Annotated in this window: 15 protein-coding genes; 9 read left to right on the top strand and 6 right to left on the bottom strand. The window is 68.7% G+C overall.

Annotated elements, in window-relative coordinates; genetic code table 11:
• Positions 1-9: 9 nt before the first annotated feature.
• The gene (gyrB, locus tag T398_RS10340) at positions 10-1956 is read right to left on the bottom strand and encodes a DNA topoisomerase (ATP-hydrolyzing) subunit B (protein WP_496446151.1); all 1947 of its coding nucleotides are present in this window, start codon (positions 1954-1956) and stop codon (positions 10-12) included.
• Positions 1957-2449: 493 nt separating this feature from the next.
• Here gyrB and T398_RS10345 point away from each other — a divergent pair, with 493 nt between their 5' ends.
• Positions 2450-3031 (top strand): hypothetical protein, encoded by a 582-nt coding sequence (locus tag T398_RS10345; protein ID WP_496446153.1) that lies wholly within the window; start codon positions 2450-2452, stop codon positions 3029-3031.
• Here T398_RS10345 and T398_RS10350 read toward each other — a convergent pair.
• The 5 genes from T398_RS10350 to dnaA form a co-directional block, all read right to left on the bottom strand.
• Positions 3022-3618, bottom strand: a complete 597-nt coding sequence (locus T398_RS10350; RefSeq protein WP_496446154.1) for a DciA family protein — start codon at positions 3616-3618, stop codon at positions 3022-3024. The two genes, T398_RS10345 and T398_RS10350, sit on opposite strands and share 10 nt — an antisense overlap.
• Positions 3608-4741, bottom strand: coding sequence for a DNA replication/repair protein RecF (gene recF / locus T398_RS10355; RefSeq protein ID WP_496446155.1), 1134 nt, complete (start codon positions 4739-4741; stop codon positions 3608-3610). The genes T398_RS10350 and recF overlap by 11 nt, the downstream gene beginning before the upstream one ends.
• Before the next feature lie 14 nt (positions 4742-4755).
• Positions 4756-5670, bottom strand: coding sequence for a phosphogluconate dehydrogenase (NAD(+)-dependent, decarboxylating) (gnd, locus tag T398_RS10360; RefSeq protein ID WP_496446363.1), 915 nt, complete (start codon positions 5668-5670; stop codon positions 4756-4758).
• Entirely contained in the window at positions 5670-6803 is a 1134-nt protein-coding gene (gene dnaN, locus T398_RS10365; RefSeq protein WP_496446157.1) for a DNA polymerase III subunit beta, read from the bottom strand. Before dnaN ends, gnd begins: the two co-directional genes overlap by 1 nt.
• A gap of 814 nt (positions 6804-7617) precedes the next feature.
• The gene (gene dnaA / locus T398_RS10370; RefSeq protein WP_496446159.1) at positions 7618-9387 is read right to left on the bottom strand and encodes a chromosomal replication initiator protein DnaA; all 1770 of its coding nucleotides are present in this window, start codon (positions 9385-9387) and stop codon (positions 7618-7620) included.
• Between the two features lie 691 nt (positions 9388-10078).
• Here dnaA and rpmH point away from each other — a divergent pair.
• The 8 genes from rpmH to T398_RS10410 all read left to right on the top strand — a co-directional run bounded on the left by rpmH (position 10079) and on the right by T398_RS10410 (position 16329).
• Positions 10079-10216, top strand: coding sequence for a 50S ribosomal protein L34 (gene rpmH, locus T398_RS10375; protein ID WP_018221882.1), 138 nt, complete (start codon positions 10079-10081; stop codon positions 10214-10216).
• 35 nt (positions 10217-10251) lie between these two features.
• Positions 10252-10662: a ribonuclease P protein component gene (gene rnpA / locus T398_RS10380; protein WP_018217782.1), complete on the top strand. Its 411-nt coding sequence runs from the start codon at positions 10252-10254 to the stop codon at positions 10660-10662.
• A 44-nt stretch (positions 10663-10706) separates the two neighbouring features.
• The gene (gene yidD / locus T398_RS10385; RefSeq protein ID WP_496446364.1) at positions 10707-10946 is read left to right on the top strand and encodes a membrane protein insertion efficiency factor YidD; all 240 of its coding nucleotides are present in this window, start codon (positions 10707-10709) and stop codon (positions 10944-10946) included.
• Positions 10947-10949: 3 nt separating this feature from the next.
• Positions 10950-12083 carry a membrane protein insertase YidC gene (yidC, locus tag T398_RS10390; protein ID WP_496446160.1) on the top strand — a complete coding sequence of 378 codons (1134 nt, stop codon included), beginning with the start codon at positions 10950-10952 and terminating at the stop codon, positions 12081-12083.
• 159 nt (positions 12084-12242) lie between these two features.
• Positions 12243-12848 (top strand): Jag family protein, encoded by a 606-nt coding sequence (locus T398_RS10395; protein ID WP_496446162.1) that lies wholly within the window; start codon positions 12243-12245, stop codon positions 12846-12848.
• Positions 12829-13653: a 16S rRNA (guanine(527)-N(7))-methyltransferase RsmG gene (rsmG, locus tag T398_RS10400; RefSeq protein ID WP_496446164.1), complete on the top strand. Its 825-nt coding sequence runs from the start codon at positions 12829-12831 to the stop codon at positions 13651-13653. The genes T398_RS10395 and rsmG overlap by 20 nt, the downstream gene beginning before the upstream one ends.
• A gap of 363 nt (positions 13654-14016) precedes the next feature.
• Entirely contained in the window at positions 14017-15318 is a 1302-nt protein-coding gene (locus T398_RS10405) for a ParA family protein (RefSeq protein ID WP_496446166.1), read from the top strand.
• 27 nt (positions 15319-15345) lie between these two features.
• Positions 15346-16329 (top strand): ParB/RepB/Spo0J family partition protein, encoded by a 984-nt coding sequence (locus tag T398_RS10410; protein WP_496446168.1) that lies wholly within the window; start codon positions 15346-15348, stop codon positions 16327-16329.
• Positions 16330-17146 lie beyond the last annotated feature (817 nt).

Here is a 17146-nt window from a genome sequence, read left to right on the forward strand (position 1 = left end):
GAGCGGGCCTCAGATGTCCAGGAACCGCACGTCCTTGGCGTTACGCTGGATAAACGAGCGACGAGCCTCGACATCCTCCCCCATCAGCACACTGAACAGCTCGTCCGCGGTCGCCGCGTCATCGAGCGTCACCTGCCGCAGGGTGCGGGTGGCCGGGTTCATCGTGGTCTCCCACAGCTCGGGATAGTTCATCTCGCCGAGCCCCTTGAACCGCTGGATGTCGTCCGGCTTGGCGTTGGGCTTCTTCTGCTGCCGCAGGGTGATCAGCCCATCCCGCTCCCGGTCGGAGTACGCGTACTGCGCGTCGTCCCCCTTCCGGTTCCACTTGATCTTGTAGAGCGGCGGGGCGGCCAGGTAGACGTGCCCCAGCTCTACCAACGGCCGCATGAAGCGGAAGAGCAGCGTCAACAGCAGCGTCTGAATGTGCTGACCATCGACGTCCGCATCGGCCATCAACACAATCTTGTGGTACCGCAGCTTCTCGATGTCGAAGTCGTCGTGGATACCCGTGCCGAGCGCCGTGATCAGCGCCTGGACCTCATTGTTCTTCAGGACCCGGTCGATCCGCGCCTTCTCCACATTGAGGATCTTGCCGCGGATCGGCAGGATCGCCTGCGTCCGCGGGTCGCGCCCCTGCTTGGCGGAGCCGCCGGCCGAGTCGCCCTCAACGATGAAGACCTCGCACTCACGGGGATCGGTTGACTGGCAGTCGGCCAGCTTGCCCGGCATCGAGCCGGACTCCAGCAGCGACTTGCGCCGGGCCAACTTGCGGGCCTGCTGGGCGGCGACCCGGGCGCGGGCGGCCTGGGATGCCTTGGTGATGATGACCTTCGCCTCGGCCGGGTTCCGGTCCAGCCAGTCAACCAGCCACTCGTTGCAGACCCGCTGCACGAAGCTCTTGACCGGGGTGTTGCCCAGCTTGGTCTTGGTCTGACCCTCGAACTGCGGGTTGGTCAGCTTCACCGAGATGATCGCCGCCAGCCCCTCCCGGATGTCCTCCCCGGAGAGCTTCTCGTCACTCTTGAGAAGCCGCTTATCCGCACCGTACCGGTTGATGACGCTGGTCAGCGCCGACCGGAAGCCCTCCTCGTGGGTGCCGCCCTCATGCGTGTTGATGTTGTTGGCGAAGGTGTAGACCGACTCGCCATACGACTCGTTCCACTGCATGGCGATCTCGACCGACATGCCGTCTTCCTCGGTACCGAACTCGACCACCGACTTGTGGATCGAGGTCTTCGAGGCGTTCAGGTGCCGGACGAAGTCGGCGATGCCACCCTGGTAGCAGAAGGTGACCTCGCGCATCTTGCTGTCATCGCCCTCGTCGACTCGCTCGTCGAGGAAGTGGATGGTCAGACCCCGGTTGAGGAAGGCCATCTCCTGGAGCCGACGGTAGATGGTCTGGAAGTCGAAACTTACGGTCTCGAAGACCGTCGGATCGGGCCAGAAGGAGACTGCCGAGCCGGTGGCGGCGGTCGGCTCCCCCTTCTCCAGCGGCGTCGGCTTCGAGTCCGTGTACGACTGCCGCCAGAAGTAGCCGTCCTTCTGGATCTCGACAGCCATCCGGGTGGAGAGGGCGTTCACGACCGACACACCGACGCCGTGCAGACCACCGGAGACGGCGTACGCCTTGCCGTCAAACTTGCCACCGGCGTGCAGCACGGTCAGCGCCACCTCCACACCCGGCTTCTTGAGCTTCGGGTGCGGGTCGACCGGGAAACCACGGCCGTTGTCGGTGACCCGAACCCCACCGTCAGCGAGCAGCACCACGTCGATGGTGTCGCAGTGCCCGGCCAGCGCCTCGTCCACCGCGTTGTCCACCACCTCCCACACCAGGTGGTGCAGGCCACGCTCGCCGGTGGACCCGATGTACATACCGGGGCGCTTACGGACCGCCTCCAACCCTTCGAGGACAGTGATCGACTCTGCGCCGTACTCCTGCTTGTCCTGCGCTGCCACCCTCGGCCACTTTCTCGCGTCGGCCACACCACTGGCGCGACCGGTCACGGGGTTCGGCGGACAGAACGCGACGTCGGGCGCGCGGACCGACACCGGAGAGTGGTCCGGGCCGGGGTCGAACGCGCCGGCCGCCGCGGGTGCCCGCGGATCGCGATCGGCTCGACCTGATGTGCAACGATGATCTCGGGCCCATGCTGGCCCCGGGTTTCATCGCTCCGCACCGGGTCTTCGTCTCAGGCCCAATCCTACTGTGCGTCGGCGACAGATCCACCACTCGGCACCCCTTGCGCGGCAGCTGAGACCTTCATAGCCGGCCGACTGCTCACTCCACGACTCCCCCTACGTGCACCGAGCCGGCCGCAGGCTCGCACCGGCCGGCGCCACCCCCGCCCAATGTGTGTCCATCCCGCGATCAACTCCAGCTTGATCTTTGCCGGCTGGAACCGGACGATCAACGCGTTCGTACGGAGATGGGCTTGAGAGGTGACACCAGATGGGGCTGGACAACGTCGTGGTGAACTGGCCGCGGACCGGCCGCTTCTACGAACCGGTCGCGCCGGCGGAGTTCGTGGACTTCGGCGAGATCGTCGATATGCCGCAGGTCTCCACACCGACCGCCGCGCTCGCCGAGCTGATCGCCAAGACCGGCACGGTCCGGGCAACCGCGTACACCGAGCTGGTCGATCTGATCCTCGGCCTAGAAAATGTGCTGTACGCCACAGAGAGCTCGGAGGGGGACGAGGACCCGGTAATCGACCCGGACGGCTGCGGGTGGATCGCCGACGGAGTCGAGCGGTTCGTGGCGCGGCACCGAGCAGTCGGCGAGGCAGTCACCTTCGAGACCGTCAGCGAGGTGCTTCGCGCGATACTCGGCGACGGACGCCTGGCCGAGCAGCAGCTGCGTTGGCTGGACAGCCGGCTGGACCGGCTCCGCGACGACAACGGAGCCCCGCCGCAGTGGACCTTCACCTGCGCGGAGCTGAGCGTCCTCGCCGCCTTCTACCGCCGCTGCGCCGAACGGGGCTTCGCGGTCTACGCCGAATCGGTGGCACCCCGCCGGGCCGTTCAGCCGTAGGTGTCCCGGGGGCCACGGCCCCGCACCCGACGAGGGCCACGCGACCAGGACGGTGCGGCCGGACCGTGGATGTGCAGCCGACGTACGACGTTGTGGCCCACCTCGCTGGCGATCTGCTGCAGCAGCGAGCCGGCGAGCAGCCGGAGCTGGGTGGCCCAGGCGGTCGAGCGCGCCTCCACGGTCAGCTCGCCCCCCTCCAGCTTCACCGGCCGGCTGTGTTGGGCCACATCCGGGCCGACCACCCGTTCCCAGGCACCGAAGACCGTGGCCTCGGCCGCCGGTTGCTGCCAGCCTCGGGCCTTCACCAGCCGGTCCAGCACCGCGCCGAGTGGCTGCGGGTCGCGCGGGTCCGGTCCCGGGCCGGAATAGCCCCGCGGCCGTCGCCCCCCGCCGCTCGCCCCGCTGTTGCGGCTGCGTCGTTGCGGCTGCGTCGCCTGACGCCGCGCCTTCGCCGCATCCAGCACGGCCCGCGCGAGCTGTGGCCCGGCCGGTGCCTCCGCCCCGGTGTCCGCTGGCGGGGCCGCCCCGTCCGCTCCGGTATCCCCCGCCGCACGGGGTCCGGCGGTGGGTTCCGCCTCATCCGACACGCTGCACCTCCCCGTCGCGGACAACGAACCGCGCGCCGTGCAGACGCGCGGGGAGATCTTCTACCACCGCACAGGTCACCAGGAGTTGGCTCGCCGCACCGACCAGCTCGGCGAGGCGGTCCCGCCGGCCGGTGTCCAGCTCGGCGAAGACGTCGTCCAGCACCAGCACCGGCTCGATCCCGTCAGCGCGCAGTAGGTCGTACCCGGCCAGCCGAAGCGCCAACGCCAACGACCAGGACTCGCCGTGGCTGGCGTACCCCTTCGCGGGCAGTGGCCCCAGCGTGAGGGTGAGGTCGTCCCGGTGCGGGCCGACCAGGGTGGTCCCCCGCTCGATCTCGGCTGCCCGGCCGGCGGCGAGCGCATCGCTCAGCGCCGCGGTCAGCTCTGCCCGGTCAGCGGTTGGGCCGGCCGATTCGACCGACGATCGGTACGTGATGCCGGCCGCGCCCCTACCGGCGGCCACCGCGTCGTACGCCCGGGTGACGTGGGGGGTGAGTGCGGCGACCAGGTCGAGCCGACCGGCCAGCAGCTCGGCACCGTGCCGCGCGAGGTGCTCGTCCCAGACCGCGAGGGTGGAGAGGTCCCCGCCGCGGGTCCCGCCGGTCTTACGTGCCAGGTACGCGGTGCGCAGCAGCGCGTTCCGCTGCCGAAGCACCCGTTCGTAGTCGGCCCGCACCCCGGCGAACCGGGGCTGCCGGAGTACCAGCAGATCGTCGAGGTAGCGGCGCCGCTGCGCCGGGTCGCCCCGGACCAGCTCCAGGTCCTCCGGGGCGAAGAGCACCAGCCGCAGGGCACCGAGCACGTCCCGGGCCCGCCGGGCCGGCGACCGGCCGAGCCGGGCCCGGTTGGCCCGCCCCGGAACGATCTCCAGCTCGACCAGCAGCTCCCGCCCCTCGTGCACCACGGTGCAGCGGATGATCCCCGCGGTGGCACCCATCCGGACCAGCGGGGCGTCCGTGGCGACCCGGTGGGAGTCCAGGGTCGCCACATAGCCGAGCGCCTCGATCAGGTTGGTCTTGCCGACCCCGTTCGCACCGACCAGGACGTTCGCCCCCGGTTCAAAATCCACTCCGACCTGCTCGTACGAGCGGAAGTCGACGAGTTCCAGCCGGCGGACGTACACGGGCGGTGGGGCCGTCAGCGCTTGCGAACGGCGTGCCCGCCGAACTGCTGGCGCAGCGCGGCGACGGCCTTCATCGCGGGTGAGTCATCCTCCCGGGAGGTGAAGCGGGCGAAGAGCGCGGCGGCGATGACGTTCATCGGAACGGCGAGCCGGACCGCCTCGTCCACGGTCCAGCGCCCCTCGCCGGTGTCCTCGGTGTAGGGGCTCAACTCGGCCAGCTCCGGGTCCTCATCGAGTGCCCGGTCGAGGAGGTCGAGCAGCCAGGAGCGGACGACCGTGCCCTCCCGCCAGGACTTGAAGACACCCGGGACATCGGTGACCAGCTCGGACTTGGCCAGCAGTTCGTAGCCCTCGGCGTAGGCGTGCATGAGACCGTACTCGACGCCGTTGTGCACCATCTTGGCGTAGTGCCCGGCACCGACCGGACCAGCGTGCACGAAGCCGAAGTCTCCGGCCGGCTTCAACGCGTCGAAGATCGGCATCAGCCGGTCAACGTGTTCCTGGGCACCGCCGACCATGAGGGCGTACCCGTTCTGCCGGCCCCAGACGCCACCGGAAACCCCGGCGTCGACGTACCCGATGCCGTGCTCGTTCAGCCGCTCGGCGCGCGGGGCATCGTCGCTGAACCGCGAGTTGCCACCATCAACGATGATGTCGCCGGCGTCGAGCACCTCCGCCACCTTGTCGATGGTCTCGTCGGTGACGGCGGCGGGGACCATGACCCACACCGCGCGGGGCGCGTCCAGCTTCCGCGCCATCTCCGCCAGGCTGGTGACGTCGCTCAGCTCGGCCTGGTTGTCGTAGCCGATCACCTCATGCCCGGCGGCCCGCAGCCGCTCCCGCATGTTGCCGCCCATCCGGCCGAGCCCTACCAGGCCGAGCTGCATTGTCCGTACCTCCGTGCGTTTGTGGTTCGTCTCGGGTGCGATCAGCGGGAGACGCGGATCGGCATGATGAGGTAGCGGTACCCGGGAACGATCTCACCATCCTCATCGACGGGAGAAATCACCGCCGGCTTGAAGGCGTCAACGAACGACAGTACGGCGAACTGGGTCCCCATGTTCGAGAGACCGTCGATCAGGTATTGGGGGTTGAAGCCGACGGTGAGCGGATCACCACTGAAGGTGGCCTCCATCGCCTCGCTGGCGCGGGCCTCCTCGGTGCCACCGGCCTCGACCACCAGTCCGTCACCGCTCAGGCTCAGCAGCACCGGAGTGGTGCGTTCGGCGACGAGCGCGACCCGCTTGACGACCTCGATAAGCGCGCTGACCGGCACCTGGGCCTGCGCGTTCTGGGTGGCCGGGAAGAGCGAGCGCACCGGCGGGTAGTTGGCGCCGTCGAGGAGTCGGCTGGTGGTCCGCCGGGGGCCGCCAACGAAACCGATCATGCCCTCGCCCGCCGCCCCCTGGGAGAGCGCCATGGTTACCTGGCCGCCGAGCGGCCCTAGGGCCTTGGCGGTGTCGTGCAGGGTGCGGGCCGGCACCAGCGCGTTGAGGCTGATCTCCGGGTCTTCCGGGTGCCACTCGATCTCGCGCAGGGCGAGGCGGTAGCGGTCGGTGGCGAGCATGGCCAACGTGCCCCCGGAGAGCTCCAGTCGGACGCCGGTCATCATCGGCAGGGTCTCGTCCCGGCCGGCTGCCACGGCTACCTGGGCAACAGCGGCGGCGAACGCAGCGGCGTCGATGGTGCCAGCGCTGACCGGCATCTCCGGGAGCGTCGGATAGTCCTCGACCGGCATGGTGGGCAGCGTGAACCGGGCGCTGCCGCAGACGAGCTCGAGGTGGGCGCCAACCGCCGCGATGTCGACCGGCTTGGCCGGCAGTGCCTTGGTGATCTCAGCAAGGAGCCGGCCGGAGACCAGGGCCGCGCCGTCGGCGTCCCCCTGCACTTCGACGGTCACCTGGCTGGAGACCTCGTAGTCGAAGCCAGAGACCTGCAGGTTGCCGTCGGTGACCCGGAGCAGTACTCCGGCGAGCACCGGTACCGAAGGACGGCTCGGCAGGCTCTTTGCGGTCCAGGCCACGGCCTCGGCGAGCGCGTCGCGCTCTACTCGGAACTTCATCAATGCCTCCGCGTCAACGTCAGCGCCAACTCTCTCATGCCGACCGCTGCCTGCCGACCCGCCGGGGCGTGCCGGTTCTCCTGGCACCTTAGGGCGCGTGGGCATTGGCGGTACGCCCGGCCCCACGCACGTCCAGGTGCGGCTGACCGGCTGCAGCGGTCTGCGGCCCGATCCACAGGAAGTCCAACGGTGATGATTGGTTTTTGTTGTCTTTAGAGATCTAACTCATCGTCTTCGTCGCACCTGTGCAAACTGTGGAGAACCTGTGTTGATCCTGGTCAGCCCGGGTGTCCACCGGTGGGTTTCCTGTGGAGAACCCGGGGGAAAACCCGGGCGGTCATCCACAGGCCAGAGTTATCCCCAGCCCGTCCACCGTTGTCCACCGGTTATCCACCGGTTATCCACCGACTTCTTCCCCAGACCTGTGGATCGTCGCTCGTAGCTCGACCCGAGTTATCCCCAGAACCTTCAACAGCCTGTCCACACCCAGCTCGCCTCCGGTGGACAACGACCTCGTTATCCCCAAGCGTCCACAGCACTACCCCCAGGTTTTTCCACAACCTGTGGATAACAAGGGGCGAAGGCTCCCACGTTCTCCACCGACGGAGGCGGAGGCTGTGGACAACGAACGGGGCTTCTCGGTCCCGAGGGGTGGCCCGGATCCGGCCCACCGCCCAGATCCGGGTCCCGTAGTTCGGTCCGGTGGGGGTTGGTGGGGCGCCGAGGGAGCGCCGCGGTGGTGCCGGTTCGGTGGCTCAGCGGGTGGCTCAGCGGTTCGGGGCAGCCCGCCGACAGGCGGGGCGGCGGCGGGGCCTCAGATGTTCTGCTTGATCCGGTTGGTCAGCTCGGCGATCTGGTTGTAGAGCGATCGCCGCTCGGCCATCTGCTGACGGATCTTGCGGTCGGCGTGCATGACCGTGGTGTGGTCGCGTCCTCCGAATGCCTGTCCGATTCGGGGCAGCGACAGGTCGGTCAGCTCCCGGCACAGGTACATGGCGACCTGGCGGGCGTTGACGAGCACCCGCGAGCGGGAGTGCCCACGCAGGTCCTCCAGACTGACCCCGAAGTAGTCGGCGGTCGCCACCATGATCTGGTCGGCGGTGATCTCTGGTCCGGTGCCGTCCGGGATGAAGTCCCGCAGCACCTCCTCGGCCAGCGACAACTCCACCGACGACCGGGTGAGGCTGGCGAACGCGGTGACCCGGATCAGCGCGCCCTCAAGTTCTCGGATCGAGCTCGACACCCGGGACGCGATGAACTCGAGTACGTCCGGCGGGGCGAACAGCCGCTCCTGGGCGGCCTTCTTCTGCAGGATCGCGATCCGGGTCTCCAGGTCTGGCGGCTGGATGTCGGCGAGCAGACCCCACTCGAACCGGGTCCGCAACCGGTCCTCCAGGGTCGCCAGCTGCCTCGGTGATCGGTCGGAGGTGATCACGATCTGCTTGTTGGCGTTGTGCAGTGTGTTGAAGGTGTGGAAGAACTCCTCCTGCGTCCGCTCCCGGTTCTCCAGGAACTGGATGTCGTCGATCAAGAGGATGTCGACATCCCGGTACCGGCGCTGGAAGGCACTGATCTTGTCGTCGCGCAGCGAGTTGATGAAGTCGTTGGTGAACTCCTCGGTCGAGACGTACCGGACCGAGTTGGCGTTGCCGAGCGTGGTGGCGTAGTGGCCGATCGCGTGTAGCAGGTGCGTCTTGCCCAGCCCGGAGCTGCCGTAGATGAACAGCGGGTTGTACGCCTTCGCCGGTGACTCGGCGACCGCCACCGAAGCCGCATGGGCGAATCGGTTGGACGAACCGATGACGAACGTTTCGAACATGTATTTCGGGTTGAGCCGGTTGCCACCGCCGTCGGCTGGCGTTGGCAACCGGCGGTCCTCGCGACCACCGGGCCGGGGCAGGTGCTCCACCCGCCCCGGCCCGCTGTCGGTACCGAGTTCCCGGGGCAGTGCCGGCCCCCCGCGCTGGTCCGCCGCCTCTGCTCGGTAGCGGACGTCGAAGGGGCGTTCGGACATTGGTGGGCCCAGTCGGGCCTGCTCGTCAACATCGCGTCGCTCGCCTCGGGGCGGCCCGCCGAAAGCGGAGCCGAACAACGGCTCCTGGCCGTCCTGGGACACCGGCGTCGGCTGCTCGCCGTACGAACCGGCGGACACCGCGGCGCGGCGCTCCGGTTGGGCCTGCCCGGGAATAAGCGGGAACTGTTGGTCCACGCCGTGGTCCAGGCTCCCTCCAGCGGCACCACCGGTGGCGCCGCTGGGCAGCGGGCCGACCTCTGGGCTGGGGGCGCTGTGGTAGATGGTGCCGGCCGGGCGGCCGGAGCCGTCTTCCGGCGCTCGCACTGTGACAGCGACCTGGATGGGCCGCCCCAGCCGGCGGGTGAGCGCCTCGGTGATCGCTGGGCGGAGCCGGGACTCGATGACATCTCGGGTGAAGGCGTCCGGGACGGAGACCAGCGCGGTGTCCTCGACGATGGCGCGGAGCCGGGTCAGCCGTAGGTAGGCCCGCTGCTGCGCGGAGACGATCTCGTCGGCCAGCTCGTCGGTCGCCGCCGTCCACACCGCGGCAAGGTCGGTTGTATCCGTCACCGTCGTGCCACCCCCTCGCCTCTGTTCCCGGACGCCGCCGTCCTCCCCGTCGGTCGTCCCGGGCCCGCCGGTTCACGCGGTGCTGTCCCCGCCCCGGCTGACCGAACGACCCTTGTCCACAAGTTATCCACAGCCTGTGTGGGTACCGGTTGTGGCCGCCCCGCATGTGGGTCAGACCTCCCCCGGTACGAGCGGGCGCTGAAGCGGGTCATCTTGCCGAACGATCCACCGCCCGAATCGGTCTTGCCTGCCGACGGCGACCACAGCCGGACGGCCCCGGGCTTCCGACAGCCACTCGCGATTTGGGCCGACAGCCCTACACCGCAATCGGGCACGGTAACAGCGATGTCCGGACGCCATCAACAGCAGACGTACGCCGACCGTCGGCGGCAGCAGCGGAAACGTCGGAACGACCGGTGTCGGGCCAGCCGGTGGGAGCGTTGACGCTCGTGGTGCCCCCTGCGTACGCTGGAGCGGCTGCTCTCTCACCCTCTGCTAGGGTGATGGATGCTTGCTGTCCGCAGCGTCGGGCAGCGTTTGATCGGGGGCGCCGCGAAGGTGTTCCGGATCATCACCCGGTTCGGATCATGACACGACCCGGATCGTGACACGACCTGAAACTGGGACGACCTCGGACCAGACGCGACCCCGGCGATCCCTCGCCCAGGGGTAGGACAACGGAGAGCCTGACGTGAGCAAGCGCACCTTCCAGCCGAACAACCGCCGGCGCGCGAAGACCCACGGCTTCCGGCTGCGCATGCGCACCCGTGCCGGCCGCGCCATCATCTCGACCCGTCGCAGCAAGGGCCGCGCTCGCCTGGCGGCCTGAGGTCGCCAGGTCCGATCGGCAGGGCGTGGAGAGTCGTGCTGACCGCCGCGCAGCGTCTGCGGCGTAGCACTGACTTCGCCGCGGCGGTCCGTGGTGGCCGACGCGTCGGGCGCGGCGTGGTCGTCGTCCATCTGACCTCGCCCGGCACCCCACCGGAGATCTCTTCGACAAAGCCGGCGCGGGACACTGGTGCGGAGCAGACAGCCGCACCAGCCCGCGCCGGCTTCGTCGTCTCCAAGGCGGTTGGCAACGCCGTCGTCCGGAACACTGTCCGCCGCCGGCTGCGGCACCTGGTCCGGGAGCGACTCCCGGGACTGCCGGCCGGGAGCACCCTCATCGTCCGTGCCCTGCCCGCCGCGGCGCACCGGTCGTACCAACGACTCGGTGTTGATCTCGATGCCGCGATCGCGGCCGCACGCGCCCCCCGCGGGCGGCGGTCCCGGTGAGTTCGACACCCGATCCGGCACCGCCGAGCTCACTCGGTGCCCGGGTGCTGGCCGGGCCCATCATCGCGTACCGTCGGTGGATAAGTCCGGCGTTGCCGGCCCGCTGTCGGTTCTACCCGTCGTGCAGCGCGTACGCCCTGGAGGCGGTGACCCGCCACGGCCCGGTTCGGGGAGCCGGCCTGACGGTCCGGCGGCTGATGCGTTGCCACCCCTTCCACCCGGGTGGATTCGATCCGGTGCCGGAGCCGGACGGTCGCCGCCGCGCCGATGTGACTGGAGTCTGAGAATTGCTCGACCCTATCTATATAACGATCTCGTGGATCCTGCTGCGCTGGCACCAGCTCTGGGACGCCATCGGGGTGCCGGAAGGCGTGGTGCTCGGCACCAACTGGTCCTGGATCCTGGCCGTCATCTTCCTGGTGGTCACCGTCCGGGTGATCCTCTTCCCGGTCTTCGTCAAGCAGATCAAGTCACAGCGGGCGATGCAGGCGCTGCAACCGCAGGTCAAGGCGCTGCAGGAGAAACACAAGGGTGACCGGGAGACGCTCCAGAAGGAGATGATGGAGCTCTATCGGAAGGAAAAGGCGAACCCGCTCATGGGCTGCCTTCCGATGTTCCTCCAGATTCCGGTCTTCCTCGGCCTGTTCCACGTGCTCCGCCGGCTCAACCCGGACAAGCCACTGGACAAGAAGACGCTCTACGGCTGGACGGTCGACCAGTTCGACAGCGCGTCGATCGCGAAGCTCTTCACCGCGCCGATCGCCGGCAAGTTCGGCTCCTCCCCCGCGGAACTGGACGCGCTGGGTGCCGACGGCACCACCGTCAAGATCATGGCCGGCATTCTGGTGCTGGTGATGATGGGCACCACCTACCTGACCAGCCGCCAGATGATCCTCAAGACCGGCTGGGCCGAGGACCCGCAGCAGCGGATGATCCAGCGGTTGATGCTCTACGGCATTCCGGCGTCGCTGCTCATCTCCGGCGCGATCTTCCCGATCGGTGTGATCATCTACTGGGTCACCAACAACATGTTCACGCTGGCCCAGCAGCAGTGGGTGTTGCGTAAGTTCCCGCCGCCGCCGAGCGCGAAGTCCAGCACCACTGGTACGCGTGGCCCGGTGCGACCGGCGAAGAGCGGTGGCCTCTTCGGCCGCGGCAAGTCCGCCCCTTCTGCCGACACCCAGCCGGCCGCGACCAAGGCCGCCGCCCCGAAGCCGGGTGCCAAGCCCACCAGCCAGAAGAAGGGCCAGCCCGCGAACCAGAAGGGGCAGCCGGCCAGTCAGAAGGCCCAGCCCACGGGCCAGAAGGCCCAGCCCGCGAACCAGAAGGGGCAGCCGGCCAATCAGAAGGCCCAGCCCGCCAGCCAGAAGAAGGGCCAGCCCGCGAACCAGAAGGGCCGTCCCGCTAAACGGCAAGGCTGATCCGACCGGTGTTCGGCGGTGTCTACCTTGGTGCCGCCGCCGGTGGGCAATACGCCGCCGCGCCCTGCGGCCACGGGCGAGACTGCCCCGATAGACCTACCCGTGGTGCCGGCGTTCCCGCCGGCCCCGGGAGACCAGCGGACCCGACGGTCCGGCCGAGTGAGTACGGAGGAGACCGTGACCGAGACCAGCACGCCCCGCGCTGACGAGTCCCAGGACGCCGAGGGGACGGAGACGACAGCGAAGGGCCAGACCGAGGCGGCCGAGGCCGAAGCCGGCGGCACGGAGCAGCGGTCCACCGGTGAGAGCGATCTGTTCCGGCAGAGTGAGATCGCCGCCGACTACGTGGAGGGCCTGCTCGACATCCTCGACTACGACGGGGACATCGACGAGCTGGTCTCCGGTGGGCGTCCGGTCGTGGAGGTGGTTGGCAGCCGACTCCAGAGCCTGGTGGGTCAGCGCGGCGCCACGTTGGAGGCACTGCAGGAACTCACCCGACTCGCGGTCTTCCGGCAGACCGGAACCCCCAGCCGACTGCTGCTCGACGTGGGCGGCTACCGGGCGGGCCGTCGTAAGGAGCTCGCCGCGGTGGCGAAGAACGCCGTCGAGAAGGTCAAGGAGTACGGCGAGTCGGTGCGGCTGGAGCCGATGTCCGCCTTCGAACGCAAGTGTGTGCACGATGTGGTCAACGCCATCGACGGGGTGGCGAGCGAGTCTGAGGGCGTCGAGCCGAGTCGGCGCATCATTGTTCGGCCAGCGGACTGAGCGGGTGACTCACGACGCGCGCGCGTCCGGCCCGGGTGGTACGCCGCCCGGTCCGGTGCCTGTCGGCGATCGCCCCGCTCCGGCCGAGGCGGATGCCATCCCACCCCCGGAACTGGCCTCCGTGGCCCGGACGCTCTTCGGCGACCGGCTGGGCCTAGCTGTTGCGTACGCGGGCCTGTTGGTGACCGACGGGGTGGTCCGGGGCCTCATCGGCCCGCGGGAGGCACCGCGGATCTGGGATCGGCATCTGCTCAACTGCGCGGCGGTGGCGGAGCGGATTCCGTCCGGTGCGGCGGTGCTTGACGTGGGTAGCGGTGCCGGACTGCCGGGCCTTGTGCTCGCCATCGCTCGGCCGGATCTCTCGGTCACCCTGGTCGAGCCGCTGGCCCGTCGCACCGCCTTCCTCGTCGAGGCGGTGGCGCAGCTCGACCTGGCGGCCTCGGTCCGGGTTGTCCGGGGCCGGGCCGAGGAGATCGCCTCCGGTGGTGGTGGAGTCGAGCCGCTCACCGGTGATGTGGTGACCGCTCGGGCGGTGGCGCCGCTGGATCGGCTCGCCCGGTGGTGCCTTCCGCTGGCGGTGCCGGGCGGAAGGCTGGTCGCCCTCAAGGGAGTCTCGGCAGCGGAGGAGGCCGCCGAGCATGCCGTCGTCGTGGATCGGCTTGGCGGCGGCGCGCCGGAGGTGCACCACTGCGGTGCGGGCGTTGTGGAGCCACCGACGACGGTGATCGAGATCGTTCGGGAGCGGGTGGTGGCACCGCCGCGACCCAAGCCCACGAAGCGTTCCCGTGGTGGTCGGCGGCGCTGAGTCGTCGGTGGTATTTCGCATCACCGGCCTCCTGATCTCCGAGGCCGTGCCGGGCGGTGCTGGAATCGGAGCCATCGGCCACCGCCGGCCTGGCGGACTGCTCAGTGGTCTGCCGGTGTTCGGCGGATCCGGCTCGCGGCTGCGTCGTTGAAATAGGTACGGGTGGCAGGTGAGCTGTGCAGCCCGACGTGGACCGAGCACTCCCAACCCCCGTAGGCTGGCCGCGCGTCGATATTGTGGAGCGGGGGTGCCGGGCACTCGCCGGATTCCGACCGCTTCCAACGGGTCGCTCAGGGTGTGACCACCCGAGCGAGCCGTTGACAGGATGCGGACCGACCATCCGAAGCCGGGCAGGGATGACAGGTGCATGACGACGGCAGGTACGACGATCCGCGCGCGACCGGGTCAACGGGTGACCTGGTTTCACGTGAAACCGACGATCCCGGTTGGGTACCCCCCAGCCCTCCCGTCAGCCCGCCCGTCCGAGCGTCGCAGGACGATACCTTCCGGCGAGCGGCGCCAACTCCGGGACATTCCCGCCCTTCGTCGCCGGAAGTATCGTTGAGCCGCAGTACCGGGGATAGTTCCCGGGTCGGCGATCCGCCGGTGGCCGAGCAGGCCGCGTCGGTACGGGGAAAGACAGTCGCGTCGACATGCGTCGAGGTGGCTGTGCCGCAGCAGGAAGCGCCGGGGCGGCCGGCCGAACCGACCAAGGCTCCGAACCTGCCCTCCGGGCCGGACGGGGTTGATGACACGTACGTTTCACGTGAAACACCGACGCGCGAAGAGGATGACCCACCGTTGGCGATGGAAGCTATGCGCGCCGTGCAGATCCTGAACCCGAGCGGCGAGGTGACGATGCCTCGCCCAGACCGGACCCGGGTCATGTGCGTCGCGAACCAGAAGGGCGGCGTTGGAAAAACCACCACGACGGTGAACCTGGCAGTGGCGCTGGCGCTGCACGGGAACCGGGTGCTGGTGGTTGACCTCGATCCGCAGGGCAACGCGTCTACCGGACTCAACGTCCCGCACCACACTGGGGTGCCGGACGTGTACGACTGCCTGATCAATGGCTTGCCCTTGGCGGATGTCGCCCAGTCGGTCGAGGGAATCCCCAGTCTGTGGTGTGTACCCGCCACGATCGACCTGGCCGGCGCCGAGATCGAACTGGTCTCTGTGGTTGCTCGGGAGTCGCGGCTGGCCCGCGCCATCACCGGCTACCCGGGCCACTTCGACTACGTCCTCATCGACTGCCCGCCGTCGCTTGGTCTGCTCACGGTGAATGCGTTGGTTGCCGCGGAGGAGGTACTCATCCCGATCCAGTGTGAGTACTACGCGCTGGAGGGGCTGAACCAACTGATCAACAACATCAACCTCGTCCGGCAGCACCTCAACCCCCGACTGGACGTCTCCACCATCCTGCTGACGATGTACGACCGGCGTACGCGGCTGGCGGACGCCGTGGAGCAGGATGTCCGCAACCACTTTGGGGACAAGGTGCTCCAGGCGGTCATCCCGCGTAACGTCCGGGTATCCGAGGCACCCAGCTACGGCCAGTCCGTGATGACCTACGATCCCGGGTCCCGGGGGGCGACGAGCTACTTCGAGGCCGCCCAGGAGATCGCTGAGCGGGGCATCAAGGCCGAGGTGAGCCGCAATGCGTAGCGCGGACAGGCCACGGGGAGGCCAGGCATGAAGAATCGTCCCAAGGGTGGGCTCGGTCGAGGGCTGGGCGCCCTCATTCCGACCGAGGCGGCGGCACCCGCCCCAGTCGTCAGTAACCCAGCGGTGACACCGACCGCCGGTCTGGCGGCGGTGAGTACGCCGCCACCGGCGGCCGACTCACTCAGCCCGGTCCCGGGTGCTCGCTTCGCCGAAATACCGGTCGACGCGATTGTTCCCAACCCCAAGCAGCCGCGGCAGGTCTTCGACGAGGACGCGCTGGAGGAGCTGAAGTTCTCCATCCAGGAGGTCGGCTTCCTCCAGCCAATCGTTGTCCGCCAGCTCGACGACGAGAAGTTCGAACTCGTCATGGGTGAGCGCCGCTGGCGGGCCGCACAGGCGGTTGGTCGAAGCTCCATACCGGCGATCGTGCGGGATACCCGGGATGATTCGATGCTCCGGGACGCGTTGCTGGAGAACATTCACCGCGCCAACCTGAACCCGCTGGAAGAGGCGGCGGCGTACCAGCAACTGTTGGACGAGTTCGGTGCCACGCACGAGGAGCTGGCCCGGCGGATCGGCCGGAGCCGGCCGCAGATCTCCAACACGATCCGGCTGCTCAACCTCCCTGCCCAGGTGCAGCGCCGGGTCGCCGCCGGAGTTCTCTCTGCCGGCCATGCCCGAGCGCTGTTGAGCCTGGACAATCCAGAGGCGCAGGAGCGACTAGCCCAACGCATCGTCGCCGAGGGACTGTCTGTGCGGGCAACTGAGGAGGTGGTGGCGCTCTCGCTCAGCGACGACACCAGCGAGAAGGAAGCGCCGAAGCGGCGGCCGAAGCCGCATGCACCCGCACTGACTGATCTCGCCGATCGGCTTTCCGACCGCTTCGACACCAGGGTCAAGGTCGACATCGGCCGGAGCAAGGGGAAGATCACGATCGAGTTCGGCAGTGTGGACGACCTGGAGCGGATCGTCGACATCATCGGGGTCGAGCGGGAGCAGCCCGAGGACTGACCGAAGGTCGACTTCCGCCCTGAGTATCGCCCCCGTTTCACGTGAAACGGGGGCGGTTGTCGTTACGACCTGGGGAGTGGCTCGACCTGTGGATCAGTGGGACCGCCTCAGGTCGGCGCTGCGCCTTACCCATTGCCTCGGCCACCCCCCTCCGCCCGCCCCTCCGCCCGCCTGTCCGCCCGCCCGCCTGCCTGCCTGTCCGCCCGTCCATCCGCTTGGCCACTCGAACCGATCCGCTCACGCGGATCTGCCGGCTCGGAAGTGCCTGTTGGGCGACTGTTTCCCCGTGCCTCATGTCGGTTCGCGACCGAATGCGCCTACCCACCGGCCCCCGCGACTCTGACCACCGATGTCGGCGCCGGGTGGTGCAGAAGTCTCGTCCCCAACGTTATCCACAGCAGTTGTCCACAGGTTGCGCTGTTTCACGTGAAACAGCGCCTCAACCGCGGTGTTGACCTGTGGAAGATGGCTGTGGATAACCTCCGACCTCCTGTGGATAACGTTGGAGGTGGGTGGACGGCGGTTGATTCGATCCGACGGATCGACGGTCGAAGGAGGTGGGGACAGTCGTCCCGGAAACAGTTAGGGTCACCCTCGTGCCCGACACCCCTCCCTCAGTGCCGAACTTCACCCAATGGCCTTCCTTCCCCTTCGAGGGCGATCTCCGCGTCAAACAACTTGATGACCCGGTCGCTACCGAGCCGCCCCGTCGCGGCGAAGGCGACCGGGAATGCACCGCTTGTGGCGCCCCCGATGAGGCGTACATCTGGGTTGGCGAGCGGTGGCGGGTCCGTGCGATGGATCGACCTACCGGGCT

The sequence above is a fragment of the Salinispora goodfellowii genome (assembly GCF_059570675.1).